The sequence below is a fragment of the Glaciecola nitratireducens FR1064 genome, from assembly GCF_000226565.1.
Lineage (GTDB): Bacteria > Pseudomonadota > Gammaproteobacteria > Enterobacterales > Alteromonadaceae > Glaciecola > Glaciecola nitratireducens.
In genome coordinates, this window is record NC_016041.1 from 4001428 (window position 1) to 4014326 (window position 12899).

At 43.4% G+C, this 12899-nt stretch carries 10 protein-coding genes; 3 read left to right on the forward strand and 7 right to left on the reverse strand.

What is annotated here, in order from left to right; genetic code table 11:
• Positions 1 to 12: 12 nt before the first annotated feature.
• Both ilvA and ilvD read right to left on the reverse strand, forming a co-directional pair.
• Positions 13 to 1587 carry a threonine ammonia-lyase, biosynthetic gene (gene ilvA / locus GNIT_RS16920; RefSeq protein WP_041247003.1) on the reverse strand — a complete coding sequence of 525 codons (1575 nt, stop codon included), beginning with the start codon at positions 1585 to 1587 and terminating at the stop codon, positions 13 to 15.
• Between the two features lie 20 nt (positions 1588 to 1607).
• Complete coding sequence (gene ilvD / locus GNIT_RS16925; RefSeq protein ID WP_014110540.1) at positions 1608 to 3455, reverse strand: dihydroxy-acid dehydratase; 1848 nt, start codon at positions 3453 to 3455, stop codon at positions 1608 to 1610.
• Between the two features lie 344 nt (positions 3456 to 3799).
• Between ilvD and GNIT_RS16930 the strand changes: the two genes are divergently transcribed.
• Positions 3800 to 5371 carry a YifB family Mg chelatase-like AAA ATPase gene (locus GNIT_RS16930; protein ID WP_014110541.1) on the forward strand — a complete coding sequence of 524 codons (1572 nt, stop codon included), beginning with the start codon at positions 3800 to 3802 and terminating at the stop codon, positions 5369 to 5371.
• Between the two features lies 1 nt (position 5372).
• On the opposite strand, the gene GNIT_RS16935 is transcribed toward GNIT_RS16930, so the two are convergent.
• The 3 genes from GNIT_RS16935 to ilvY form a co-directional block, all read right to left on the reverse strand.
• Positions 5373 to 5573: a helix-turn-helix transcriptional regulator gene (locus tag GNIT_RS16935; protein ID WP_014110542.1), complete on the reverse strand. Its 201-nt coding sequence runs from the start codon at positions 5571 to 5573 to the stop codon at positions 5373 to 5375.
• Positions 5570 to 5998 (reverse strand): hypothetical protein, encoded by a 429-nt coding sequence (locus tag GNIT_RS16940; protein ID WP_014110543.1) that lies wholly within the window; start codon positions 5996 to 5998, stop codon positions 5570 to 5572. The genes GNIT_RS16935 and GNIT_RS16940 overlap by 4 nt, the downstream gene beginning before the upstream one ends.
• A 175-nt stretch (positions 5999 to 6173) precedes the next feature.
• A complete protein-coding gene (gene ilvY / locus GNIT_RS16945) occupies positions 6174 to 7037 on the reverse strand; it encodes an HTH-type transcriptional activator IlvY (RefSeq protein WP_014110544.1) in 864 nt (287 codons plus the stop codon).
• Positions 7038 to 7269: 232 nt separating this feature from the next.
• Between ilvY and ilvC the strand changes: the two genes are divergently transcribed.
• Positions 7270 to 8754 carry a ketol-acid reductoisomerase gene (gene ilvC, locus GNIT_RS16950; protein WP_014110545.1) on the forward strand — a complete coding sequence of 495 codons (1485 nt, stop codon included), beginning with the start codon at positions 7270 to 7272 and terminating at the stop codon, positions 8752 to 8754.
• A 392-nt stretch (positions 8755 to 9146) separates the two neighbouring features.
• Entirely contained in the window at positions 9147 to 9485 is a 339-nt protein-coding gene (locus GNIT_RS16955; RefSeq protein WP_014110546.1) for a hypothetical protein, read from the forward strand.
• 75 nt (positions 9486 to 9560) lie between these two features.
• Here GNIT_RS16955 and GNIT_RS16960 read toward each other — a convergent pair whose 3' ends face one another.
• Together GNIT_RS16960 and GNIT_RS16965 are read right to left on the reverse strand one after the other, a co-directional pair.
• Positions 9561 to 10781: a multidrug effflux MFS transporter gene (locus tag GNIT_RS16960; RefSeq protein ID WP_014110547.1), complete on the reverse strand. Its 1221-nt coding sequence runs from the start codon at positions 10779 to 10781 to the stop codon at positions 9561 to 9563.
• Positions 10782 to 10853: 72 nt separating this feature from the next.
• Positions 10854 to 12773, reverse strand: coding sequence for an alpha/beta hydrolase family protein (locus tag GNIT_RS16965; RefSeq protein ID WP_014110548.1), 1920 nt, complete (start codon positions 12771 to 12773; stop codon positions 10854 to 10856).
• Positions 12774 to 12899 lie beyond the last annotated feature (126 nt).

Sequence of the window (12899 nt, forward strand, 5' to 3'; positions counted from 1 at the left end):
ACGTTGGGCAGATTACTTCTGCCCAGATAAAAACAATCTATATGCGGGGTTATCTTGGTGTTCATGCACATCAAAACCAAGTTCGCTAACATGTGAATCAAACAATTCGCGCTTATCGTCATCAATGTCAAAACCAGCTAACACCAGCCCTTCCGCCGCCCCATGGTTACGATAGTGGAACAAGGTAATATTCCACTGCTCACCCAACTTAGTTAAAAAGTGCATTAACGCACCTGGGTATTCAGGGAAGGCGAATGAGAATATATGTTCATTAATATATTCTTGCGGTTTACCTCCAACCATGTGCCGAACGTGCAGTTTTGCTAGTTCATTATCTGACATGTCAAAACATTCATAGCCATTCTTATTGAGTCGCTTTAAGAGTGCCTGCAGTTCCGCTAGCCCGCGCTTCAATTTAACCCCAACAAAAATATGGGCTTCATCACTTTTTGCATAGCGATAGTTAAATTCCGTAATTGTTATACCACCTAACATCTCACAAAAGGCCTTAAATGAGCCTTTTGCTTCGGGTATTTTCACCGCGAAAACTGCTTCTTTCTGTTCACCTAATTCACAACGCTCAGACACATAACGTAGTGTATGAAAGTTAATATTAGCACCACATAAGATGCCACCAATGACAGCGCCCTGCAGCTTGTATTGCTTTGTGTACTTACGAATAGCGGCTACTGATAACGCCCCTGCTGGTTCTGCAATAACACGTGTGTCGTCAAAGATATCTTTAATTGCAGCACAAATTTCGTCGTTAGTTACCGTGATCACGTCATCTAAGTATTCTTGGCATATTCTAAAGGTCTCACTGCCGATGGTTTTAACGGCAACGCCATCTGCGAAAATGCCGACGGTTGGCAAGGTCACTGGCACACCTTTTTCTATTGCAGCGGTCAAGCACGCCGACTCTACTGACTCAACACCAATAATCTTAATGTCAGGACGTATTTGTTTCATGTAAATAGCGATACCTGCGGCCAAACCACCGCCCCCAACAGCAACAAACAGATATTCCAGATTAGGGTTTTGTTCAAGCATTTCTTTCGCTATGGTGCCTTGGCCCGCGATAACGTCGGGGTGATCAAAAGGCGGTATCATTGAATAGCCGTGCTCAGCACACAGTGATTTAGCTAGATCACTAGCTTGATCGAAACTCGTTCCCGATTGCACGACTGTAACGTTACTACCACCAAAGCGTTTTACAGCCTCGACCTTAATATCAGGGGTGGTTTCAGGCATTACTATCGTTGCTTTGATGTTGAGCTTTTTCGCTGCATAAGCAACACCTTGCGCATGATTTCCGGCTGAAGCAGCAACAATACCCGCCGCCTTCTGCTTCTCGCTGAGTTGGCGAATACAGTTGTAGGCCCCTCTTATTTTAAAGGACTTAACAGGCTGCTGATCTTCGCGTTTTAAATACACTTTATTTTTCAGCTCAGTCGACAAGCTTGCTAGGTAATTTAGCTCAGAATTTATCGCTGCTTCGTAAACAGGTGCGCACAATATTTTGGTTAAATATTGATAGGGTGTCTGTTCGCTCGTGACTAATTTGCCGCCTGACGCGGCCGTAGTCATTTCTGTATTATTTGATGACATTAATAATCCAATTTTGATGGGTCACGCACCGCACCTTTATCTGCGCTGGTTGCTAACATAGCAAATACTTTCAAAGCTGTACTGACTTCGCGTTTTCTATTTACCGGTTTCCATGGCTTAGTAGACTTATTCATGGCACCTAATCTAGCTGCATACTCGGCATCATCAATCACTAAATTCATTGAACGATTGGGAATGTCGATGGCAATAATATCGCCATTTTGTACCAGAGCAATGCCGCCACCGGCCGCAGCTTCTGGTGAGCAATGCCCGATTGATAAACCAGAAGTGCCTCCAGAAAAACGACCATCGGTAATTAATGCACATTCTTTACCGAGGCCTTTGGATTTTAAATAAGACGTTGGATACAGCATTTCTTGCATTCCTGGACCACCTTTTGGCCCTTCATAACGAATAACGACAACTTCGCCCGATTTAACTTCATCTTTTAATATACCGGCAACGGCATCATCTTGACTTTCGTAAACCCGCGCAGGACCGGTAAACTTATGAATCGATTCATCAACGCCAGCGGTTTTTACTATACAGCCATTTTCGGCCAAATTGCCAAATAGGACGGCTAAACCACCTTCTTTGCTAAAGGCATTATCGATATTTCGAATACAGCCGCCCTCACGATCGACATCGGCGGTCGGGTAGCGACAGCTTTGACTAAATGCTTTAGTGGTTCGAATACCTGCAGGTCCAGCCTTGTAGAAAGTCAGGGCCTTTTCATTTTCCGGATTCGTGATGTCCCAATCAGCGATCACTTCTTGAATGCTTTTACCCAATACATGTGGGTTATCACCATGCAGCAAGCCAGCTTTATTTAACTCGTTCAGAATGCCCATAACCCCGCCCGCTCGGTGCACATCTTCCATATGATACTGCGGCGTGGCGGGTGCGACTTTGCATAAATGCGGCACTTTCCGTGATAAGCGATCTATGTCGTCCATGGTGAATTCAACTTCACCTTCAATTGCAGCGGCAAGCAAATGCAGAATAGTATTGGTAGAACCGCCCATTGCGATATCGAGGCTCATTGCATTTTCAAAGGCCTTAAAGTTTGCAATATTTCGAGGCAGCGCTAGCGGATCGTTGTCGCCGTACCAGCGTTTACACAAATTGACGATCTCAACGCCTGCTTGCTTGAACAAGCCTTCTCGATCCGCATGGGTGGCAAGCATTGAGCCATTGCCAGGCAAAGACAAACCCAAAGCTTCCGTTAAGCAGTTCATTGAGTTTGCGGTAAACATACCAGAGCATGAACCGCAGGTAGGGCAGGCCGAGCGTTCGATGGCATCGGCATCTTCTTGTGATACCTTATCGTCCGCCGCAGCAACCATAGCATCAACCAAATCAAGTTTTATTATTTGATCACTCAGCTTCGTTTTTCCGGCTTCCATAGGGCCACCAGAGACAAAAATAACCGGCACGTTCAAGCGCATCGCCGCCATCAGCATACCTGGAGTGATTTTGTCGCAATTTGATATACACACTATCGCGTCAGCACAATGCGCATTGACCATGTACTCTACCGAATCAGCAATTATTTCTCGCGACGGCAAACTATAAAGCATGCCGCTGTGTCCCATTGCGATGCCGTCATCGACTGCAATAGTATTGAATTCTTTTGCCACACCACCAGCAGCTTCAATGCTGCGAGCGACCAATTGTCCCATGTCTTTAAGATGTACATGGCCAGGTACAAACTGCGTAAATGAATTTGAAACAGCAATAATTGGTTTTCCAAAATCGCCATCCTTCATTCCCGTAGCTCGCCATAATGCTCTGGCACCTGCCATGTTCCGACCTTGAGTACTTGTTGCTGAACGTAGTTTTGGCATGTTGCGTTTCCTGCTTTTGAATTTGTTCTTCTATTAACTAAGAGTATGAAAAATGAGGGCGTTAAAAACGAAAAAACCCTCGTCAAAAGAGGGTTTTGTGGATTCTAAGAATGCACTGCGCCCTCGCTCAACTGCCTCCTTTATCGATGTTTGATAAAGGCTGGAGTCGCGAAGATGCTTGAAAATGTTGATTCAAATTGTCGTCACATCGTCAATGTGCCTTAATTCAAAGTGCTCTGCAAGCACTTCTTAACAATAGCATCGCAAAAATACACACTAAGGACAGCTGTTATTAGCCCGATCTTCAAATAGGCTTGAACAATAAAAAGCAGCAGGATTTAATAATGTCTTTATCTATTGTCTACACCCGCGCAAATTTGGGTGTTGATGCTCCGCTCGTCACTATTGAGGTGCATTTGTCGAATGGATTACCCGCGTTTAACTTAGTTGGTCTGCCCGAGACGACGGTGAAAGAGTCAAGAGATCGTGTTCGCAGCGCAATCATAAACTCAGATTTTGAATTCCCATCAAAACGCATCACCGTGAACATGGCGCCTGCCGACTTACCTAAAGGAGGAAGTCGCTTCGATTTAGCAATCGCGATTGGCATTATTGCTGCTAGTGAGCAGCTTAAAAGAGTCGATTTAAATCAATATGAGTTTGTGGGTGAATTAGCACTTTCAGGAAATTTGCGCCCGATACAGGGAGCTTTACCCATGGCGTTTGCTGCATCAAAATCGAATCGGCAACTCGTTCTACCAAAGCAAAATGGTGATGAGGCAAGCCTAGTAAGCGCCGCACAAATTATTGCGGCAAATTCACTGACTGAGGTTTATTTGCATTTGTGTAATAAGCAAAAAATATCTGCTCACATAGCAAAGAAGACAAAACCCCAACCTTCATCTTATGGTGATATGTCGGATATTGTTGAACAACAGCATGCTAAACGAGCCCTAGAAATTGCTGCAGCAGGTGCGCATAACATCCTTTTCTTTGGACCAGCAGGGACCGGAAAAAGCATGCTGGCAAACAGGCTGCTGTCAATAATGCCTGAGTTAGATGACGAATCAGCCCTGACATCGGCTTCTATTCGCTCAATTTCGGGAGACAAAATTTGTTTATCCACATGGCGCAATCGTGCTTTTAGACAACCGCATCATACCAGTTCAGCTGCAGCCCTAGTTGGCGGTGGCAGTTATCCAAAACCGGGAGAGATTTCACTCGCACACAAGGGCATTCTGTTCTTGGACGAACTACCCGAGTTCGGTAGACATATACTAGATGTTCTTCGCGAGCCAATGGAAACCGGTGTGATCAATATTTCCCGCGCTGCACAAAAAGTAGTGTATCCAGCAGATTTCCAACTGGTATGTGCGATGAATCCGAGTCCAACTGGGGATATTGATGATCAACGCGCCAACCCAGATCAAGTATTACGCTACTTGAATCGCATATCCGGTCCTTTCCTTGACCGAATTGACCTGCAGGTTAATGTGCCCCGAATCGATTTAAGCAAAGCCTTAAAAATTAAGCATCGAGGTGAGCTTGGTGTTAGCCACTCGCAAGCAAGTGTGCACGATATAATGCAATCAGGCCGGCAAATTGAAACAAGTGAGATTGTGAAATGCAGAGTGATGGCAGCGCAAGAGAGGCAATTAAAGCGTCAGGGCAAGTTAAACAAAAGCTTAAGCGGTAAAGAAATTGAGCAGTATTGCCCGTTAAGCGAAACAGAAAGTCTATTCTTAAGCAAAGCAATGCAGAGTATGAACCTGTCGATGCGCGCCTATCATCGAACGATGCGTGTTGCTCGCACTATTGCCGACTTGGAATGCCTTGAGCGCGTAAATCAACGGCATTTGGCCGAAGCGCTGAGTTTTAGAAGCTTCGACCGAATGCTCAATGAATTAAGCGAATAAACTAACTGTCTTCATCTGCCTGAAAAATCGCTTCAATTTGCAAATCAAATAGCTTCGCCGCCTTGAAGGCAAGTGACAAACTAGGGTCATATTTGCCTTTTTCAATCGCTATAATAGTTTGCCGCGAAACATCTAACGCCGCAGCAAGATCGGCTTGTGTCCAATCTCGTTCGGCTCGCAATACTTTAAATCGATTTTTCATGAATACTTCCTATGGGCTAAGAGCATGCCAACGCCGTAGGAAATCCCCATTACGAACAGTACGCTTGAAGGGTTCGGTTGAAATTCAACTAAACGGACGGCTTCTAGTAGACCAAAAACAGCACCAAACACCATGCTTACACCGAGAGATAAAGCCATTGCAACAAAATGAATCCGCTGCTGTAGTTCATCTAAATCTTCTAGGTGCTGCTTGTTCGCCATAATCATTTTGTAACCCATCAATAAGTTGATGGCAATGGCGCACAATGAGATGACTTTGTTGTATTCCCAAAGCAGGACTGGACCAAACGCGACCAGTGCCAAACTGAGCAACCAAGCGCTCGTCCAAATCGCCAGTGATTTTGTGTTCTTTTTGTTTCTGTCTGAAATACTATTTAGGCTTGATTTACTTTTTATATCTTTCATATTGTTACCTTCTTATTTTTCATCACGCGCTAGTAGCTGCGCTTGAGCAGGTGTAGTATCAAAAGTATATAAATATACTCCATCGAAAGGTAAAGCGTCCTTTACTTTTTGATAGGTTAAGCTTACTTTACATTTATGTCAAGCGAGCTTTACTATTTGTTCAGGTTTTCTAACATTAACTGTCAAACAGATCGACCATGGCACGAATCAATGCATCGTTTTCTCTTTCTTTCAAAAAACACAATCCAAGAGAATAAGCCTCAATATCTTTTGCCTCGATACTGGTGACTTTTGCTTTCGCCACCGAGTTGTCTAACACAATTTGTGGAACAAACCCAATGCCCAAGCCGAGAGCGACCATACTTACGATCGCCTCGTTGCCAGAAACGCTCGCGTAGACTCTTGGCTTAACCCCATGTTCTGCAAACCAATGATTTATCGTTCGTTTCGATGGCCCACCAGCTGGCATAACTACACTGTGTTCATGCCACTTTATGTCTTCAATATTTGACACTTGCAGTGTTTTAGGGACGATCAGAACTAGGGGCACTTCATCGATTTTTTTGAATGACAAATGAGCGGGGAACTCAGGTGTATAGATAGCAATAGCGATATCAGTCTTGTGCTGTTCGACGTTGCCGACAGCAAGCGAATGGTCGCCAGTGTCCAGTTTAAGTTCAATTTGTGGATATTGCGCCTGCAGCTTATCTAACAATCTTGGCAAATGACTCTGGCTCGCGGTAACCGAGCAGTATAACGACAGCGTGCCGCTCAATTGTGCTTCCTGCTGACCTATATCTGCACGAACTTCCAGCCATGCCTGTAAAGTGAGTTCAGCAAACTCTAAAAATCGCTGTCCAGCAGCGGTCAATTGAACACTGCGGTTATTACGTACGAACAGCGCAGCCCCGCACTCTTGCTCAAGCCGGTTGATAGCGCGCGACAAAGTTGGCGGGGAAACAAACATAGCCCCCGCCGTTTTGCTAAAGTGCAGGGTTTTTGCTAAATGACGGAACATTTGTAGTGCTTTTAATTCCATTTTTAATCACCTATTTGCCATTTTTTTCAGAAGAGTAATTAAGACCATTAAATTTAATATTTCATTTTATGAAACATTAGATTTCAAATATATCACTTTATAAAATAAATTATCTCTCTTATCATCAACCCATGTCGTCACAGACACAAAAATTACACTCAAACACCGTTTAATAATTCCGTTGTTTGAGTGAGATGCTTGAAAAGCAGATTCAAAAATTACTGAGAAAATAATGACAAATTACTTCAACACATTGCCGTTACGTAAACAGTTAGACCAATTAGGTCGCTGCAGATTTATGCACAGAAACGAATTTGCCGATGGTTGTGATTACCTGAAAGGACAAACTATCGTCATCGTAGGTTGCGGTGCGCAAGGTTTGAACCAAGGTTTGAACATGCGTGACTCAGGTTTAAATATAAGCTATGCATTACGTCAGGCAGCTATCGACGAAAAGCGCGACTCGTTCGAGAGAGCGTCATCAAATGGTTTTATCGTCGGTACTTATCAAGACTTAATACCAGGAGCTGATTTAGTCTACAACTTGACGCCTGACAAACAACATTCAAGCGTAGTTGAAGCGGTTATGCCTCTTATGAAGAAAGGCGCAACGTTGAGTTATTCGCATGGTTTTAACATAGTAGAAGAAGGTCAACAGATACGCGCTGACATTACTGTTGTTATGTGCGCACCCAAATGCCCTGGAACCGAAGTTCGCGAAGAATATAAGCGCGGATTCGGTGTACCAACTCTCATTGCTGTGCATCCAGAAAACGATCCTGAAAACAAAGGGTGGGCAATAGCCAAAGCGCTAGCTAGCGCAACCGGCGGTGATAGAGCCGGTGTCCTTGAAAGTTCATTTGTAGCGGAAGTTAAGTCGGACCTAATGGGCGAACAAACCATTTTGTGTGGCATGCAGCAAGCAGGCGCAATATTAGCCTTTGATAAAATGGTGGCCGATGGCGTTGACGCAGCCTACGCAGGTGCATTGGTCCAATATGGCTTAGAGGCTATTACCGAAGCGCTTAAAATCGGTGGCGTGACGAACATGATGGACCGACTATCTAATCCGGCTAAAATTGTTGCTCACGAACTTTCAGTAGAACTAACAACACTAATGCGTCCGCTCTTTGAAAAGCATCAGGACGACATTATTAGCGGTTATTTTTCAACAACTATGATGGAAGACTGGGCTAACGGCGACGCAAACTTATTCAAGTGGCGCGAAGAAACCGGTCAATCAGGGTTTGAAAATGCCCCCTTGTATAGCGGTAAAATTTCAGATCAAGAATTCTTCGACAAAGGCATTTTGCTAGTAGCAATGATAAAGGCCGGCGTTGAGCTTGCGTTCGATGTCATGGTTGAAGCAGGCATATTGCCAGAGTCCGCCTATTACGAATCGCTGCACGAAACACCACTCATTTCAAATACAATTGCGAGAAAACGCTTATATGAAATGAACGTGGTTATTTCGGATACTGCCGAATACGGAAACTACTTATTTGCTAATGCGGCTGTACCGTTGCTGCAGAAAGAATTAATGCCAAAAATCACTGCTGAACATATTGGTGGTGGCTTGACCACTCAGTCTATGGGCGTGGACAACATGAAGTTAGTAAACGTCAATAAAGCGATTCGATCTCATGGCGTTGAAAGTGTTGGCGAAAAGCTTCGCGGATATATGACTGATATGAAGGCGATTGTGGCGTCTGCTTAGAGAAGAACAGGCTGTCAGCTTGCTAAGCTTCGAAAGTTGGCGGTAGCACTTTTAAATATAAACAGCACTTTATGCTTGTTTGATACCTTTTCTGTCGTTAGGTGCTTTAACTAAGCCCCTTTTGCCCGGCCTTTTGGTCGGGCTTTTTCTTTCTAGATGAAGGCAAGCTGTAAAAAATACCAACAGTCGCAAATGCCCTGTAGCAAAAAAGATACAAAATGGAACTTTCGATTAAATTTTGTTAAGAAAGCGGTTTAAGAGGTAATTTAACGTAGAAAAACCTTTTTCTACTATTGCATGCGATAAATAAGCATATATCCTTATGCTTGACTCTTCCTCACGTATAAAATGCGAAGGTAGGTTATTACTAACTATACATTTGGAAATGTTTAATGGAAACCATGACATCAAGATATACTCAAATAGGTGATTGGATATTTGAAGTAAAAATGGTGAGAGCGTTACGAGTTAAGAATTACGGTGACCCCTACACAGGTACGGCTAATCTGACACTTACAGGTGACTCGGTTTACATAGATACACAAATGACCAAGGATGGTGATAATTTTTCTCGAGTAGATTCTTTGGCATTTTACAAGTTTTGCCAAATGCTAGAATTGAAACAAATGAATTACGATAAGATTAGAAACGGACAACGAGTATCTAAAACAGTTGAAATAGCTGACAGCCGTTTACGACATTCACACCTAACAGTAGCTTATTCTAAATAAGCTACTGTTCGTGTGCTATCTCCAAAGTGCTCCTTCCCTAAGCTTCTCTCTCCTAAGTTTCTTAACCTAAACTTCTTATTCTTGAACTTTTTTTGCATATTGCACAGCAAAAAATGACAACACCGAAAATATCAAAAATCCGAATGCTATTGGTATTAGATCGTTAGTCAAAAATAGATTAATTGTAGTAGCAATAGGCACAGCAATTAGGCTGGTAAAAGAGCCAATAAAGGCGGCCCCTAAACCTGCCATGTGCCCAACAGGTAGCATAGCTAAGGCATTCAAATTACCAAACAGCATACCAATAAAAAAGAACCCAAAAAACATCGTGCTGATAAATAGCCAAAGCGGTGGAACACCGTCATAGTAAAGTGTTATCACTGTTAAGCCGATACCATAAACCATAGAGAAAAATAGTGCACGGTCGCAAATAGAGTGCATACCCCAGCGCATCACCATAATGCCATTAAATAGAGACGCAAGGCCGATAGAAAAGGCTAGGGTTGCAAAGACTAGTGGAAACCACTCACCGGTATCATAAATCTCTTGAAAGATAGTTTGTGAACCACTCAGGTAGGCTAAAAAAGCCCCAAATATAAACCCCATAGCAATGGAATACCCCATTACTTGTCGTTGTTTTAACAACCATAGGCAAGACCGGAAGAAATGATGCCAAGCAAATTTTTTGCGATTAACCCGTATCAAGGTTTCAGGTTGCCGTATAAAAAACCAGGCTCCCGAAATTAACGCTACAATCCAAAAGACCGTAAATATTTGACGCCAATGGAAGTGCTGCATAACAGCTTGCCCAACGAGCGGGGCGACCATTGGTACTAGGATGAATATCACGGTAATAAATGACATTACCCTCGCCATTGCGTCACCTGAATACTGATCGCGAATAACTGCCATCGAGGCAATTCTCGGTCCAGATACACCAAAGGCTTGGATCAAGCGACCAAGAAGTAACACTTCAATCGACTGGGCAAAATAGCAAACAAAAGTGCCTATAATAAATATAATCAAACCGACTAATATAGTCAGTCGGCGACCACGCGCATCAGAAAATGGTCCGAAGAATATTTGGCCTAGGGCCATTCCACCAAAAAAAAGAGAGATAACAAGGTAAGTTTGCTGGGCACTTTGGCTATTTAAGTCATCGCCAATTTGATTTAGCGCTGGCAACATTGCATCGATACTTAGCGCAACGAGCGAAGTCAAAAGCGCCATTAGTGCAATAAATTCCAATAACGGTAATGGAGGTTTCACGGCTATGTTTGCCGTCGTTGTTGTCATGGAATAGCTAACCTAAACAGAAATGCACAAAAAATAGGCGCGGATTGTTCCACATTTCTGATGCTTGCGCAATTATTGCAAATATGTCGCTAAAAATGCATCTAATTCTTCAAAGAAACGCATTCGATTAGAGCCCATTGTTAGATAATGATCAGCACTTTCCAACTCAAGGTATTTGAAAGGTTTATCGTAATCCTCAAGCTCATCGGCATACAACTGTGACTGTTCTACGTGCACCACTCTATCTTCTTTTCCATGCACCAGCAGCGTAGGTGTTTTGACCTTTGCTACATTATAGTAGGGTGACCGAGCTTGCATATCCGAACTGTCGTCGCCTATTTGATTTTCTGCGACCAGGTCACCGCCTAAGAAGCGACGCTGTCGGTGTGCCAATTTCGGCAGATGCGTAACGCCAGCAAAGCTAACTGCACAAGCAAAAAGATCGGGGGTTTTGACCGTGGCCATCGTTGCTGCATATCCGCCATAGCTCGCTCCAACAATACAAATCTTTTCTTCTTTTGCGATGCCCTCCTTAATAAGCCAATGTGTCGCGTCAGTTATATCGTCCTGCATCTCAAGGCCCCAACGCTTCATCTGTGCTTCAGAAAACGCTTTCCCATAGCCTGATGAACCACGGAAGTTGGGCCGAAACACAGCGTATCCTCTGTGACTCATAAACGCAGTCCAATAATCAAAGCCATGATAGTCACGAGCGCCAGGGCCGCCATGGGGGTGAACAACAGTTGAGTATGGTGGTTTACCAAAAACAGGCAGCGTTAAATACCCTTCTATCTCAAGACCGTCCCGCGTTTTATAGGTCACCAGTTTGTTTTTAGCGAGAGAGTCAGAAGGAAGCTGCGGGTAAGTTTCGAGCAACACGCTTAGTGCGCCTTCTGCACGGTCACCCAATAAATAAATGCCTGGAATATTATCGTTTTCTGCGTATAGCAGATAGCGGTTCTCTTCCCGATCAAAGCTTTGCAGAAAGTTATGTGTTTCGGGCAACGCATTATCTAAGGCCTGATGAAAAGGTAAGCGGCTGTCTTTGAAGTAGTGTATGCCATAGTCAGCTTGCGCATGCGAAACACCAATAACGTCGTTGGTTTTACTCGAATAAACTAAGTCGCCATCAACATCATAGTTTTCATCTTCAAAAACCAGTGTTTTTACCATTGTCGTCAAATCCATGCTATACAGCGCAAGCTTGTCGCCTTTGTAAGTGCGAAAGTACATGATGTTGGGATCTAAATCGAAACCAAGAACGGTAATTCCGTTTTCTTTCCAACTGTTGTATTCAAATATAGCGCGCAAATCAGTGTCTTCATTTTTGCGTTCAAAAATGACAACGTCACCAGAATCATAGTCATAAGCTTTGCCAATACGCACTTGGCTTTGGCGATCAGTTATCCAGTCACGAATTTCACGTTTACCTTTAATAACTCGAGTCTTTCTGCCCGTATGTATATTGATTTTGTACACAGAAGGAAGATTAGGCTTTTCGAGATCAACCGCGACCAATATATGCTCTGGGTCGTCACGCAAATAATCAATGACGTTGTCTTGAAATTGCGAAGCACGGTATCCGCTCCTGTTATCACGCTTAAGCATCTCTTTTGGTTGAACGCCCACTGCATCGTAACGCATTGATAATAAACGAGTTTGATAGTATCGCGTACTACGGCATTTAGAACCAAACTTGGCGCTAATGATAAGATCCTCATTATTTACCCAACGAAACCAATTCAACTTTGTCTCGTCGTTGTCTGACCTCAAAATCAGATAAGTTTTATCTTTTTCAATATCATAGGTAGTCAGTAAGGCTAAATGATGAGGTTCTGAAATATTGCGAACAAAGGCTATTTTTTTGCCATCAGGAGACAGCATAGGTCGGCTAAATTCAGGTAAAGCACCAAAATATGTTGACGGTAATTGCTCAACAGCAAAAACGCAGAAAGAGCTTAAAGCTAGGCACAGCGTTATCCAATAGCGCATCATAAATCCTTTTATGTCTTGTAACGTCGTTTTGTTTAGCTTACTAGAGCATGCCTACTGCATTTTTATTAAGGGCCATTATTGAGTGTTATTATAAATGGCTCTTATACATGTCTCTTGTACATG